Origin of the sequence: Salinibacter grassmerensis (assembly GCF_947077765.1) — a bacterium.
In the GTDB taxonomy this organism is placed as follows: Bacteria; Bacteroidota; Rhodothermia; order Rhodothermales; family Salinibacteraceae; genus Salinibacter; species Salinibacter grassmerensis.
In genome coordinates this window covers 56640-70363 of sequence record NZ_CAMTTF010000003.1, presented here as the reverse complement: position 1 = coordinate 70363, position 13724 = coordinate 56640, and the positions used below count along the sequence as shown (strand labels likewise).

Below are 13724 nucleotides of genomic sequence, written 5' to 3'. Positions count from 1 at the left end.
TGGTCCAACTGGGTGAGATCAAGGCCTGTTGGCACTGTTGTTCGCACATGGCGTCATGCAATAACAGACGTTAAGGTCTCCAGCCGGTGCCCTACTCATGTAATCGCTGAACGGTCTCCTTCAGGGCATCGAAGTCCGGGTGCTGACCCGCATCATCAAGGATTTCGGCGTACTGGATCGTGCCTGCCTCGTCAACAATAAAGGCCGACCGTTTGGCGACGCGGTCCAGTTCCATATCGGTGAAATTCTGATCGTACTTCGCCCCGTACTCTGCACAGACTTCCGCGTCGTGGTCGCTAAGGAGAGGAAAGTCAAACTGCTGCGTGGATCGGAACTCCGAAAGAACGGCCGGAGAGTCCGTCGAGATGCCAACGACGTGTGCCGGGTCGAATGAGCCGAGGTCATTGTTTACGGCATTCAACTCCGTCGTGCACACACTGGTGAACGCGCCGGGGAAGAACAGAAGGACGACGGGCTGATCGAGATGATCGGACAGTTCCCACGGCTGTGCCTCGTCCGTGTAGAGCGTAAAGTTCGGGGCGCGGTCTCCCTTGGAAAGCGGGTGAGTCGTGCTCATGTGGAGGATCGGATCGTTGAAGAAGAGTCGAGTAAAGCTGGGTGCGTCTGTTTATTCGAAGCGGATGGCCTTCACGGGTTCAACCCGTGCGGCCACTCGTGCAGGGATGTAGGCAGCCGCCCCGCATAGGAAGATGGTCACGACCGCCACCACCAGAAAGTCGAGTGGGTTCAGACCAATCGGCGCTGTAGTCATGTAGTATGCCTCGGCGGGGAGCGAGATCAATCCGAAGTGCTGTTGCAGAAGCGCGAAGGTGAGCGCCAGGACCGTTCCGAGACTCGTCCCGACGGTGCCAATTAAGAGGCCCAAAACAAGGAAGAGTCGCTTCAGCGTGCGGCCCGAGGTGCCTAGGCCTTTGAGAATGCCAATCTCACGGGTTTTTTCGAGGATCAGCATCAAGAGCGTCCCAACGATGTTGAAGGCGGCAACGATGACAATGACCCCAATCACAAGCGGGATGATGCTCTGTTGCAGGTCAACCCAGGCGAAGAGCCCTGCGTATTGCTGATAAATAGTGCGAGCGGACACCGGAAAGCCGAACCGGTTCTCAATCTGCGCCGCCAGCGAATCAATGCGGGATGGGTCGGTCACTGTAACGTTAAACCGGCTGACGGACGGAGCGGTCACGTTTCCCAGGCGCCGGGCGACAGAGGTATTGCTGAAGACATATACATCGTCGATGTCTTGCAGCGACGTGTCGTAAATGCCGCGGATCCGAAACTGCTTGACGCGGGGGCGCTGTTCCCTCATTGACATACCACTCTCCCCCTGCTGCAGGGAAAACGCGGTTACACGGTCCCCAACCGATAGGCCGAGTCGGGTGGCCATCTCCCGTCCCACGACGAGGCCTGGCTCGTCTCCCCCCTCGGCGTCAACGTCAAAATCCCCGACCTCAACCCGTCGCTCCAGGTACGAGGGAAGCCGGTCCATTCCCAGTAGCACCACCCCATCGATTGCATCCTCCGAGCGGCGGAGCAGCACCGGCTGTTCAACCACCGGAGAGACCGCAGAGATGCCCTTCATCTGACGAAGCTGGCTCCGAAGCGACTCACCTTGGTCCAGCGGCTCGTCCTGGACGTAGCTGGATACCTGAATGTGCGCTCCGAACCCCACGATTTTCTCTTCAATCTCTTCGCTGAACCCACGAACGATTGCGAGGGCAAGGAGGAGCGCGGCCACCCCCAGCGTGACCCCCCCGACAGCCACATAAATAATAAATCGCAGAAAGCTCCGCCCCTCTTCTCGTCCCTCAGCCCCCCAGAGGTACCGGAGGGACATAAAGCGCTCAAAGCGAACGGGCACGAACCAGAATGAACCGGTGTGGGGAGCAGACGCGAAGTAGCAGTTCAAATCCGTTTCCGCTACAGGATTGCCGGAAAGAAGATCCAGCCCCACCGGGGACGAACATGAACAGTCTCCCTCCCGTATTTCAGGCATAGATTACGTTTCTCGAACAGTCCATTGCTCTTACCCCTCTCCCATGAAGAACGCATATCCCGAAGCGCCCTCCCCAGAGAACGAACCGGTTCGCTCCTATGCACCCGGATCAGAAGACCGTCGGTCCGTTCAGGAGCGACTCAGGGAACTGAAAAACCAGACCATCGAAATCCCTGCCTTCATTGGGGGAACCCCTGTGTATCCGGGCTCGACCTCCGAGGTCGTTCCCCCTCATGATCACCAGCACGTGCTTGGGGAGGTGCACCAGTCTGGGGGCGACGCCGTCGACGACGCGATCAACGCGGCCATGGAGGCGAAGGCCGAATGGGCCGCGATGGACTTTTCGGATCGAGCTGCCATTTTCCTTCGCGCCGCCGACCTGATTGCCGGGCCCTACCGGGATACCCTCAACGCGGCGACGATGTTGGGACAGGGGAAAAGCATCCACCAGGCCGAGATCGACGCGGCCTGCGAGCTCATCGACTTCCTCCGGTTTAATGTCCACTACGCGGAACAGATTTACCGCGACCAGCCGAATGACTCGCAGGGCATCTGGAATCAGATGCAGTACCGGCCGCTCGAAGGCTTCGTGCTCGCCGTCACGCCCTTCAACTTCACTGCCATCCAGGGCAATCTTCCGACGGCCCCTGCCCTGATGGGCAACACGGTGCTGTGGAAGCCGGCCTCTCGATCCGTGTACTCGGCGTTTTTCTTCTACAAGATCCTAGAGGAGGCAGGCCTTCCCCCCGGCGTGATCAACATGCTGCCGGCCGACGACGGCGCGGCAGTGGGCACACCCGCACTGCAGTCTGAACATTTTGCGGGCCTCCACTTCACGGGATCGGTCGGGACGTTTGACCACCTCTGGTCCACGATTGGCGACAACCTGGACACGTACCGGACCTACCCGACCATTGTCGGGGAAACGGGGGGCAAAGACTTCATCGTCGGGCACCCTTCAGCCCACGTCGAGCAGCTGGCAACTGCTATTTTGCGCGGCTCATTCGAATATCAGGGGCAGAAGTGCTCCGCCGCCTCCCGGCTCTACATGCCCGAGTCGATCTGGCCGGATGTTCGGCACGAACTCACGACCCAGTTGGACGAAGTCAACGTCGGCCCGCCAGAAGACTTTACCAACTTCCTGAATGCGGTCATCGACCAGCGGGCGTTTGACAAGATTGTGGGCTACATCGAGCAGGCCCGTGAGTCCGACGACGCCGAGGTTATCTACGGGGGAGACTATGACGACTCAACCGGGTACTTCATCGAGCCGACGATCATCCGCGCTCACGCCCCGAAAGAAACGACCATGTGCGAGGAAATCTTCGGGCCCGTGACGACGGTCTACGTGTATCCGGACGAAGAATTTGCTTCTACCCTCACCCTGGTGGATGAGACCTCCCCGTACGGACTCACCGGCGCGATCTTCGCGCGCGATCGTGCGGCCATCAAGTTGGCGAGTGACGTTCTCGAACAGGCCGCCGGCAACTTTTACATCAACGACAAGCCGACCGGCGCGGTGGTCGGGGAGCAACCCTTCGGTGGAGCTCGACGGTCGGGAACCAACGACAAGGCCGGATCTGCCTCCAACCTCATGCGATGGGTCTCCCCTCGCGCCATCAAAGAGAACCTGAACCCGCCCACCCACTACGGATACGCCTGGAATCAACCCGACGCTGCGGAGACGACAGAAGCCCCTCGAGAAGCCGGGGACGGTGCGGTCGCGTAGGAACGGGAGGACCGGGTCGACGAGAAGACCAGGGACCGACATTCTATCCCTCATGGTACCGCCCCGATGGATGTGGCCACCGTTTTTGAGAGCACTCACCATCCCGGAGAAGACTCGTGGGGACTGGTCTATACACGGTTCTTGGGCCCTCCTCTCGGGGTGTGTACCGTCCCGCTGATGGTGGGCGCCACCACCTCGGCTCTCCTCGAACAGCCCATTTGGGCGTATCTCGTCTGGGGGCTCCCCGCTGCCATCGCCCTAGCGACGGTGTGGACGCACTTCTCCCTGAGCCGAACCCCTGCCGAGGTGAGCTTTCGCCCCGGCCAGGCGGCCATCCGGAGTGTCTACGACGTGCTGGTCGGTCGCCCCCGAGAGTGGAAGCCCGTCTTCAACGTGCGCACGACATCATTCGACGTCGAACTTGCGGTGGGACGCACGACATATCTACTCCAGCCAACTCAGTGGCCGGGGTTTGAGGCGCTCCGCGACGCTGCGCGCGAGTCGTTTCGGCCCCAGGAGGCGTCGTCGCACACGTAGGTGAACGATACACCTACGTCCAAGCGCCGTTGGGACAAGAGCAACCTATTTTACTTTGCAATAACGGAGTTAACGGACATGTCGACTTTAGACATTGACCCCGACGCGAACGTGTCGGTCCGAGAGCAGCTCGTCAATCAACTCCGATACCTCATCGCGTCCGGGCATTACAATGTTAACGACACGCTTCCCTCAACTCGTTCGTTGGGCGATCAACTCGACATCTCATTTCACACGGTTCGAAAGGCGTATCAGGAGCTCGAAGACGAGGGGCTTCTCAGTTCTCAGGTCGGAAGTGGGTACACCGTCAGAGAGCGGACGCCCCTGGCCAAGAGCGAACGGATGGAACGCGGGGCAAAAGTCGTCAACGACACACTACAGCAACTGGTCGGATTGGGGCTTAGTGACACAGAGATCGAGTCCCTCTTCCAAGAACAGGCCACACTGCTGGACCACGCGGGACTGGAGCGCAAGCTTATTGCCGTAGGCCCTCATGACGAGTTGAATCGGATGTGTGCAGACCAGCTGAGCACTGCTCTCCAAAAAACCGTTTTGCCGGTCTCACTCTCTCAAATTGAGCGCCACAAGGACGCGGACTTTGCCTTCTCACCGTACCCTTGCCTCGCGGAGATCTTGGAAACACTCTCAAGGACGGACACGATGGGGTTTTCGACTCACCTTCCTCCCCCCGTTCTTGAAACGGTGGCTCGACTTCGCGACCGGGAGACGCTCGGACTGGTGTCGCGCTACCAAGATACCATCCCCCCCTTGTCGGAAGAGCTCCGGTCCCACACAGCCTACGATGGGCAGGTCATTGCCGCGTCGATCGATCGCAAAGCGGACCACCTGCAGAGCTTTGTCCAAGAGACGGACCTGTTGCTCGCGACCCCGGCGAGTCAGCGCCGCCTTCGCCCTTACCTAGACGAGTCCCTCCACGATGTCGAAGAACTGAAGCTGCTGGTCAGCAAGGACTCGATTGAGGCCATTGCCGACGCCGTGCCGGCGTAACGGTCCACTATCCTTCCTGTGGGGGCGCCTCCTCGTCCCCAGATTCCGTCCCGGCCGTCTCCTCCGTCACTGGAGGCTCCTCCCTCCCGTTCTGATCTGCCGGCATCCCCTCCGCGTCCGGGTAGGCGGAGGAGTGAGGAGACGCGTCTGCGAGTTGAGGGCGCGGCTCTTTGCGCGAACGCTCCGGCGAGGACGGTTCGGGCTCGATCCAGTTTCCCCATGCGTCCTGACTGTAGGCCACGGAGACGTTGACATACGGCCGATCCGCCCGCAGGGACACCACCTCGAAGTCCGGCTCAGCGGATTCTTCTTCTTGGTTCGGGTACTTGACCCGCACGTGGTAGATGCCAAGCAGCATCTTCAGGAACGTGTCCTTAATCAACCGGAGATCACGGAACGTGAGGTCCGTGTTGTCGAGCTGCCCGTCATCAATCCGCTCACTGAAGAGAAGATCGATGAGGTTCTCGAGGCGACGGGGGGACGGATCATCAAGACTCCGACTCGCGGCCTCTACGGAATCGGCTAGCATCAGGATGCCGGTTTCCTTCGAGTCGGGCTTGGGCCCCGGATAGCGAAACTCTGATTCCGGAACGGATTGGTCCCCGTCCTCGGCTCGGCTGAGGGCCTTCTGGTAGAAATACTCGATTCGTGCCGTCCCGTGGTGCATGGGGATAAACTTGTGCACCTGCTCGGGCAGCCCGTCGTCCTGCCCCATTTCGACCCCCTCTTTCACGTGGCTTGCGATAATGAGGGCGCTCATCCGAGGCTTCAGCTCGTCGTGGGGGTTGGACATCGTGCGCTGGTTCTCCACGAAATACTCCGGCTTCTTCATTTTGCCGATGTCGTGGTAGAGCGCCCCCACCCGAGTCAGCAACGCGTGGGCCCCGATCCGGTCGGCGGCGGCTTCGGCCAGGTTGGCAACCTGAAGCGTATGATTGAACGATCCGGGCGCCCGCAGACTCAGCTCTTTAAGCAACGGACGGTTCGTGTCCGACAGCTCAAGCAGAGTCAGGTCCGTGGTGATGTCGAAGGTGCGCTCCAGGGCCCACAAAAACAGCGACGCCGTGATCGTAATGACGGAGGCGATCGCCGCGTAGGCCAGGTCGGGCGCCACACGTCCAAAGGGGAGGTCGAGGTACAGCCAGGTGGCAAAGAGCACGAGCGCATACCCGGCGAATGCCAGTCCGCCACTCACGAAAAACTGGCCTCGATTTTTTATGTCCCGGACGCTGAAGATCCCGAACGCGCCGGCAAAGAAGGTGGCGATTGTGTACTCGAGGTCGAGGCCCAACATCTGCCCCCCGGTCAGGGCCAGCACCAGGGTCCCAATGAGGGCGATGCGAGAATTAAAGACGATGGTGAGCAGCACCGACGCGAGCGGCACGGGCACCACGTACAGGGACCAAGGGGTCCGAATCGCGATCCCGTAGAGGGCAGTGATGAACGCAAGAACCACCGATATCAGAATTAGGTCCCGGTTTTTGGACCAAATCTCGGGCCGGAGGAGATACAGGTAAAAGAAGAAGAACCCAAAGCCAAGAAGGGTGAAGAGAACCTCCCCACTCAACTGTTTCACGACGATGTTGGACCCAAGCTGATCACTCTTCGCCCGTTCGAGGGAGGTGAGTTTGCGTTTGATTTCCTGGGTGACTCGCTGGCCCGTCCGTACGATTGGTTCCCCTTCCTCCACCCCTCCCTGGATAGCAGTTACTTTTTTGGCGCGCCGTTCGCGCTCCTCCATCGTATTTTCGCGGAGATACTGGAGCGACGGCACGAAGATCGCCCGGAAGAAGGAGGCTGCGACGCGGGAGTGCTCCCGGTTCGCAGAAAACCTCTCGCGGAGCTGGCGCTCGGCGTACTCGAACGCCTCGTTGAGACCATAAAGGTTGTCTTTTTGGACCCTGCGTTGTGTCTGGTCCTGTTGGTTCCGGACCAGAATCTCGTCGGTTAACACAGAATCGCGCGGCCGGTTCATAACCCCGAGACTCAAGAGCTGTCCGCCCACCTCGAACGCCGCGTCAAGCAGGCGTCCGTGCAGACGGGATGACGGCTGGTCGGCAGACTGGCGAGAGGGGGAGCGAAGGTTCTGCACGTCCTCCGCGTACTCGGCTGCTAGGTACTCCCACTGCGAAGCGCTAAGCGTGACCTGAGCATTCCGGCGACGCCGGACGTAGTCCAGGGAGTCTTGACGGGCGGCCTCCCGTTCTCCCTGTTGTTGATGGTAGCGGTAACTCGCGTAGGCCTCCAGAATACGATCCAATTGGCCACGCAGGGTGTCGCGGTTTTGCGTGAGTTTCTGTGACGCCCCCTGCACCTCGCGAAAATACGGAGGCGTATTCTCTCGAACGGTGTCACGCCGGGCCTCTACACGCTCTTGATCGAGGTACACGGGGAAGTTAAAGGGGGCGCTGAGTGTAGACTGTCGCCACGTGTCGCCCACCTCGACCGTATACTCGTAAAAATCGCCCCGTGGGAACGCCGCGACAGTGAGGGCCACAAGGCCCAAAAAGAGTCCTCCGCGCAGGGCCCACCGCTTCCAGGCCTCAGGGTCTTCGGACCCGTCCCCGGTTTCGAGGTCATGCCCCACGGGTTGAGGCGTCCGCCGGCTCCAACCGAGCAACTCGAGAAGTCCCATAGTGGACCGTGCAACCAATGACGAAGACCGTCGTCCCTCGACGTTCAGAGGGACGGGCCGTGACGTGATGCCAAGGACAATCCGAATGCGTACAGGGACAAAGAGGATCCTTTCGGGCATCCGCACGAGCACTCAGGACTCCGCGCCAGCCCTCCCCGAGGACGTAGTATCTGGATCTGGAAACGAGTCTTGGCCCCGGATCGTGTCGGGGGATTCCGGGATGGAGAGAGGGGGGCCACGGAGGGTATCTGCAAACTGCTCGGCCGTGTCCCGGCGAATGATGACCCGCCCTTGCTCGTCGGTCGAGGTGATGGGGTACCGGTACCCTTCGAGAAGAACCTCCAGGCTATCAAGCTGATTCTGGAGCGTCACCCGTTCGGCAAACGGAAAGACGCGGGCCTCGCCCGCCTCGATCCAGTACGGCCGCCGGAGGTTGTCATCTTGCTGAACCCGGAGTTCCCGAACGTCCGCGGTTGCACGAACCGTGACGTGAAGGGTGTCGCCAAGCGTGATGTCGGCCGGGGGCTGCCGAGGGGGTTGCGGCGGCGATGTACTCGTATCGCCAGCGGCTTCGGTCCCCGACGGGCCGGCCTCAGCAGCAGGAGAAGCCTCTAGGGTCTCGCCCTCCGATGATGCCTCAGAAGTCGCGTCCTCCCCCGTGAGGTAGATTCCCAGTCCCCCCACCAGTGCGAGCACGAGGGCAACCCCAACAGCCAAAAGAACTTTGCCGCGATGATCCGCGAAAAACTCCTGCACGTCCCCGGAAAATGAGTCTGTCCGGGAGGCGCGACGTGCCGGAGGGGGCTCGGACATTGAGGATTGATTACGTCTTGTCTTCGCCTCTTCCTCTTCAGTCAGGTCCGAAAAATGCTTCCCCTCCTGTGAGTCTCCGGACGAACGGTCGCTGTCCGTCGAGGAAGCAGACGCACCTGAGCTGTTTGGGGCCTGGGGGTGGGCTGCTGGAGACTCATCTTGAGGGGGCGCCTGGGTCGGCTCGGACGCCGCCCCCTGAGAGACGCCGCCTGCGGCCTCGGAAGCATCTTCAGGCTCATCGACCGGGCCCGGCGATGGGGCGGCCTCCTGTTCTTCCTCCGCCGAGGACTTGGGCGCGGAGGTCTCAGGATCATCCGGTTCGTCTTCCGCCGGTGGCACACTGACAAATGCGGCAGCAAGCTGATCGTCGTAGGTGCCGGAGAGCGCAGATTCCAGGTGATCCACGACTGTCTCCGTGGAAAGCCCAATCGCCTCGGCGTAGGCACGGACGAACGCTTTCAGGTAGACGCCATTCATTCTCTCCTCTTCGTGGAGAACGCCCTCCTCGAAGGACTTCAGGTGCGAGGCGTGTACCTGGGTTTCCTCCTGAATTGCTGCACGAGATACACCCCGGTCTTCACGGATCCGGCTCAGGTCGCGCGCGAACCGCCGCAGAGCGGGAGTGTCCAAATCATCGGGCATGGCGACGAGAAGAGTCGGTGGGAGGTCCCGAACCCGGCGTTACTCTCTGACTGAACGGGGGCTCACCGGCGGAGCCAGTCGGCAAACCCGCAAAAGAAAAGGCCGTTCCGCCGGCAAGATCCGGAGAAACGGCCTCAAGGCCCAAGAAGTCGGGACGGCCGGATTTGAACCGGCGACCTCATGTACCCCATACATGTGCGCTACCGAGCTGCGCCACGTCCCGTTTTTAATTGCAAGACCTAATATGATGCAGGCCACCGCGGGTTCGGACCATCGGGGTCAAATCGGGGCTCGATTCTTATGAGTTCTCGACGAAGGCGTGCTGATTGGCGGCCGCACCGAAACGGCTACTGCGTGTCGGATCGGGTTCGGAGTGAAGAAGAAACGTCGACTTCACTGAGGAGGGTGCGATGGACAGGACACTTGTTGGCGATTTCGAAAAGCCGCTCACGCTGGGCATCACTGAGGTCGCCCCGGACTTCAATTTCTCGCTCGATGCAGTCCACCTGTCCTTGATCCGTGTCGCACTTTTCGCAGTCCTCTGCGTGAACTTTTTCGTGGGATAGACGGACGACGATCTCGTCGAGGGGCCACTCTTTGCGATCGGCGTACATGCGAAGGGTCATCCCCGTACAACTGCCGAGTGCCGACAGCAGAAAGCCATATGGTGTGGGGCCCTCGTCGTCGCCCCCCACCCCTTCGGGCTCGTCTCCAACCAGAGAGTGCCGACCGGCCTGGATCTCGGTGCGGTAGGCCCCTTCGGTACGCGTCACCACGTCGCCGTCCGGTGTTTCGGGTTCGGAGGCGGACCGGTCGACGTACTTTTCAGCCCAGGCTCCCAGGACCACCCCCAGATATTCTGCGTCCGACCGATCCGTGAGGAGATGATCGGCATCGTCGAGTGAGACGAAGCTCTTCGGGTGCTTGGCGGCCTGAAAAATCTTGGCGGCGTTGTTCACCCCGACGGTCTGATCCACCGGCGAGTGAAAGATCAGGAGCGCCCGGTCGAGCGTTCGGATGGTGTCTTCCATCTTCGTCGCCGCCAGATCGTCGAGGAATTGCTTCCGGATAGTAAAGGTACGCCCGGCCAGGCGGACGCGGGCCTCCCCGTTTTCTTTGATGTCCGCTACCGCATCTTCGAGGTGCCGGGTGACGTGCTCGGGGTCGTACGGGGCTCCGATGGTTGACACCGCCTGCACGGAATCGAGCCGCTGAGCGGCCTGGAGCACCGCGGCGCCCCCCAACGAGTGGCCCACCAAAATGCGAGGCGCCTCGTGGTGCTCGGCGAGATGATCGGCCGCCGCGATCAGATCCTCGACGTTGGACGAGAAATTGGTGTCCGCGAACTCTCCCTCGCTTTCCCCGAGCCCGGTAAAGTCGAATCGAAGCACGGCGATGCCATGCCGGGTCAGCGCCCGACTGATGGCCCCGGCGGCCCGCAAATCCTTGGAGCAGGTGAAGCAGTGCGCAAAGAGCGCGAATGCGCAGGGCGACTCGCCATCGGGACGGTCGAGCCGTGCGGCCAGGGTATTCCCATTCGCGTTTTCAAATCGAAGTTTTTCGGACATAAACGAAAAAAGTCCTACTGCGAATGCACACTGGAGATGGAAACTAAGACGCCACGCGGGAGGTCACGTCGAATGTAAAGTCCCGGGTCTCCGTCGAGATTCCGCCGTCAAAACTCCGCTCGGCAAACGTCACGTGCCCGCTGCGGTGGACAAGAAAAACGGTGGAGGCGCGGGTCCCGTACGCCTCGTCACCATCGATGAACGGCGGCGAGAGCATCCGCTCGGTCTCACGCCCCACCCCGGTTTGGGGAAGGTTCTCGTCCGGGGCCGGTCGGCGATCGTCGAGGACATCGAAGAAAGCCTCCACAGAAGGCTCGTCTTCGTTACAGAGCGTGTCTAGACGGGAAGTGCCTCGCTCCACTTTGGGCCACGGATCGTCGAGCTGCGCATTGCTCATGCCGTGGATTCCGGACTGTACGGGCCGCGGGGTGCCGTCCCGATTGGAGTAGTAGAATGTGCTCTCGGCCGTCCCCACGAGCAGATTAAACCCGTTGTACTGATCCGCCTCCGCTTCAACGTCTTCGAGGTACGCATCCGGCGCGGGCTCGTCCCGCAAGTAGTCCGCCACGAGACGCCCTCGCGACGGCGCGTCCTCCCGATGGGGCCGCTCGTCCCGGACGTTGGTCACCGTCGCCCAGTGCCCCCGGCGCGTGATGCCGAGCCACGTCCCTCCCGCCTTCCGGTCTCGCCCGGCCAGCACGTGGGGCGCGTCGTCCCAGAACGCGGCGGGGGCCGTCGGCCGGTCGTAAAACTCATCCCGGTTCCCCGCGAAGATGAGAGGGTACTCCGGATGCACGTCGTTTGCGAAGAGAATCAGGCACATGGCGCGGCCGTCGTATGAGTAAGGGAAGAAGCAGGCGCCGGTGCAGCGAACCCGGCCAACGTCTACGCGTCACGTCGCTTCTCCACTGCAAACAGACGCGGCGGGTCGTTGCTCCAATTCGGAAATCGGTAGGACAGGGCCCGAAACTGCTCTTGTGGAAGCGCCGACACCCAGGTCTCGACCGCTTCGGCCTCTGCCTTCCCGCCCTCGTGCCCTGTGTAGGCCACCGTCGTGATGACACCGCCAGGCCGGAGCACCTCCGCACTGGCTTTCAGGGCCTGACGGGTCGTCTCGGGACGCGTCGTGATCGAGTGGTCCCCGCCGGGCAGATAGCCCAGGTTGAACATGATGGCGCCGACCCGGCCCTGCTTCGCCTCATCTAAGTGTCGGGCGAGGGTCTGATGCCCCGCGTGCACCAGCCGAACAGATGCGGCGGGGGCCTCCGCCTCCAAGCACTCTCGGGCTTCGGCGAGGGCCTTCTCCTGTACGTCGAATCCCACAACAGACCCGTCCGGGCCGACCGCCCGGGCCAGGAACGCCGTGTCGTGTCCGTTGCCAACCGTGGCGTCTACTGCAACCCCGCCTTCCTCCACTGCTCGCCCAGCGAGGGTGTGCGCGTGCTCCAAGATCGACGGGATCACCATACAGATGGAGGAGGAATTGTTGCGTGGCAGAATGCACGATCGACCCGGAACCGGAAACGCTCCGGAGACACACGACCAGACTCATCAAATTCCGGAGGGAGAAGGAATCTCACGCCCCGCCGGTCCGTGAAGAGAAGAGAGACCCACACCAACAACTCTCGCGTCCATGGCCGTTTTTGTTGACCTTGATGAGCGGAGCTACACCGTTCATTTCGACTCCCTTGCCACGGTCCCGTCACTGCTAGAGGACGCCGGGCTCGCGGCTGAGCAGTGTCTCCTCGTCACCGACGAGAACGTGGCCCACCACTACAAGACGCCCCTCATTGAGGGCCTTTCCAACGCAGGCTGGACGGTGCGTTCCATCGTCCTTCCCCCCGGCGAGCAGACCAAGTCGGCCTCGTGCCTTCACCGTGTCTACGACGACGCCCTCACCTGGGGCATCGATCGGCAGACCCCGGTGCTTGCCCTCGGGGGCGGCGTCGTCGGCGACCTTGCCGGGTTTGCCGCGGCGACCCTCCTGCGCGGTCTGCCCCTTGTGCAGCTGCCGACCTCCCTTCTCGCCCAGGTCGACGCGTCGGTGGGGGGCAAAACGGCCATCAACCACGACACCGGCAAGAACCTGATCGGCGCCTTCTATCAACCAGAACTCGTCTGCGCCGACCCTCAGACGCTTGACACCCTGCCGATGCGGGAGTACACAAGCGGGATGGCGGAGGTGATTAAACACGCCCTCATCCGTGACCCCGAGCTCTTCGAGGTCCTGGAGGATCACCTGGTTCCCGTCATGGCCCGCAAAGACCGAACGGTCATCTCGTCGGTAATTGAGGATGCCGTGGGCGTGAAGGCCGACGTCGTAAGTGCCGATGAACGAGAAGAGGGCCGGCGCGCCATTCTGAACTTCGGCCATACCTTTGCCCACGCCCTTGAGCGCGTGGCGGGGTACGGCGCGTTCACCCACGGCGAGGCCGTCGCGCTCGGAATGCGGGCCGGGCTCTATCTCTCCCATCAGCGCCATCCCGAGGCACTGCCCCGAGAGCGTCTCGATCACGTACTCCGTGCCGTGCCGATTGCGTCCGACCCCGCCGAGGTGTCGTTTCCCGACCTCTATGAGGCAATGGCGGCGGACAAGAAAAACAAAGGGGACACCATCCGCTTCGTGCTTCTAGAACAGTTGGGCGAGGCGTACGTGACTGGCGATGTGACGGAGGCCGACGCTCGTCATGCCTGGCAGTTTGCATGTTCAGACTGAAACGCCCAGCCCCCTCAGTCGTGTCAACACGCCGATAGCAGGCGGTTGCCTCGATGACGCCT

Annotated in this window: 11 protein-coding genes and 1 tRNA gene; 4 read left to right on the top strand and 8 right to left on the bottom strand. The window is 61.5% G+C overall.

The features are described 5' to 3' along the window. Positions 1–91 precede the first annotated feature (91 nt). Together OJB03_RS07575 and OJB03_RS07570 are read right to left on the bottom strand one after the other, a co-directional pair. The gene (locus tag OJB03_RS07575) at positions 92–577 is read right to left on the bottom strand and encodes a redoxin domain-containing protein (protein WP_263786306.1); all 486 of its coding nucleotides are present in this window, start codon (positions 575–577) and stop codon (positions 92–94) included. A 51-nt stretch (positions 578–628) separates the two neighbouring features. After that, positions 629–1879, bottom strand: coding sequence for an ABC transporter permease (locus OJB03_RS07570; RefSeq protein ID WP_263786305.1), 1251 nt, complete (start codon positions 1877–1879; stop codon positions 629–631). 178 nt (positions 1880–2057) lie between these two features. Between OJB03_RS07570 and pruA the strand changes: the two genes are divergently transcribed. From pruA to OJB03_RS07555, 3 genes are all read left to right on the top strand, one after another. Beyond that, positions 2058–3743, top strand: coding sequence for an L-glutamate gamma-semialdehyde dehydrogenase (pruA, locus tag OJB03_RS07565; protein ID WP_263786304.1), 1686 nt, complete (start codon positions 2058–2060; stop codon positions 3741–3743). A 66-nt stretch (positions 3744–3809) separates the two neighbouring features. Beyond that, on the top strand, positions 3810–4280 hold the full coding sequence (locus tag OJB03_RS07560; RefSeq protein ID WP_263786303.1) for a hypothetical protein: 471 nt from the start codon (positions 3810–3812) through the stop codon (positions 4278–4280). A 78-nt stretch (positions 4281–4358) separates the two neighbouring features. Next, on the top strand, positions 4359–5288 hold the full coding sequence (locus OJB03_RS07555) for a GntR family transcriptional regulator (RefSeq protein WP_263786301.1): 930 nt from the start codon (positions 4359–4361) through the stop codon (positions 5286–5288). 7 nt (positions 5289–5295) lie between these two features. Here OJB03_RS07555 and OJB03_RS07550 read toward each other — a convergent pair whose 3' ends face one another. From OJB03_RS07550 to mnmM, 6 genes are all read right to left on the bottom strand, one after another. Next, a complete protein-coding gene (locus OJB03_RS07550) occupies positions 5296–7923 on the bottom strand; it encodes an HD family phosphohydrolase (protein ID WP_263786299.1) in 2628 nt (875 codons plus the stop codon). 132 nt (positions 7924–8055) lie between these two features. After that, positions 8056–9378 (bottom strand): helix-turn-helix domain-containing protein, encoded by a 1323-nt coding sequence (locus tag OJB03_RS07545; RefSeq protein WP_263786298.1) that lies wholly within the window; start codon positions 9376–9378, stop codon positions 8056–8058. Between the two features lie 149 nt (positions 9379–9527). Further along, positions 9528–9601, bottom strand: a tRNA-Pro gene (locus tag OJB03_RS07540). Positions 9602–9725: 124 nt separating this feature from the next. Beyond that, positions 9726–10946, bottom strand: a complete 1221-nt coding sequence (locus OJB03_RS07535) for a bifunctional alpha/beta hydrolase/OsmC family protein (RefSeq protein ID WP_263786297.1) — start codon at positions 10944–10946, stop codon at positions 9726–9728. Between the two features lie 43 nt (positions 10947–10989). Further along, a complete protein-coding gene (locus tag OJB03_RS07530; protein ID WP_263786295.1) occupies positions 10990–11769 on the bottom strand; it encodes an NRDE family protein in 780 nt (259 codons plus the stop codon). A gap of 62 nt (positions 11770–11831) precedes the next feature. Beyond that, the gene (gene mnmM / locus OJB03_RS07525) at positions 11832–12413 is read right to left on the bottom strand and encodes a tRNA 5-(aminomethyl)-2-thiouridylate-methyltransferase MnmM (protein ID WP_263786294.1); all 582 of its coding nucleotides are present in this window, start codon (positions 12411–12413) and stop codon (positions 11832–11834) included. A 166-nt stretch (positions 12414–12579) separates the two neighbouring features. Here mnmM and aroB point away from each other — a divergent pair, with 166 nt between their 5' ends. Then, the gene (gene aroB, locus OJB03_RS07520) at positions 12580–13662 is read left to right on the top strand and encodes a 3-dehydroquinate synthase (protein WP_263786293.1); all 1083 of its coding nucleotides are present in this window, start codon (positions 12580–12582) and stop codon (positions 13660–13662) included. Positions 13663–13724 lie beyond the last annotated feature (62 nt).

What these genes read in the sequence shown, in the direction of transcription:
- OJB03_RS07575 (WP_263786306.1), bottom strand. Translation starts at nt 577, where the DNA reads ATGAGCACGACTCACCCGCTTTCCAAGGGAGACCGCGCCCCGAACTTT.
- pruA (WP_263786304.1), top strand. Translation starts at nt 2,058, where the DNA reads ATGAAGAACGCATATCCCGAAGCGCCCTCCCCAGAGAACGAACCGGTT.
- OJB03_RS07560 (WP_263786303.1), top strand. Translation starts at nt 3,810, where the DNA reads ATGGATGTGGCCACCGTTTTTGAGAGCACTCACCATCCCGGAGAAGAC.
- OJB03_RS07555 (WP_263786301.1), top strand. Translation starts at nt 4,359, where the DNA reads ATGTCGACTTTAGACATTGACCCCGACGCGAACGTGTCGGTCCGAGAG.
- OJB03_RS07550 (WP_263786299.1), bottom strand. Translation starts at nt 7,923, where the DNA reads ATGGGACTTCTCGAGTTGCTCGGTTGGAGCCGGCGGACGCCTCAACCC.
- OJB03_RS07545 (WP_263786298.1), bottom strand. Translation starts at nt 9,378, where the DNA reads ATGCCCGATGATTTGGACACTCCCGCTCTGCGGCGGTTCGCGCGCGAC.
- OJB03_RS07535 (WP_263786297.1), bottom strand. Translation starts at nt 10,946, where the DNA reads ATGTCCGAAAAACTTCGATTTGAAAACGCGAATGGGAATACCCTGGCC.
- OJB03_RS07530 (WP_263786295.1), bottom strand. Translation starts at nt 11,769, where the DNA reads ATGTGCCTGATTCTCTTCGCAAACGACGTGCATCCGGAGTACCCTCTC.
- mnmM (WP_263786294.1), bottom strand. Translation starts at nt 12,413, where the DNA reads ATGGTGATCCCGTCGATCTTGGAGCACGCGCACACCCTCGCTGGGCGA.
- aroB (WP_263786293.1), top strand. Translation starts at nt 12,580, where the DNA reads ATGGCCGTTTTTGTTGACCTTGATGAGCGGAGCTACACCGTTCATTTC.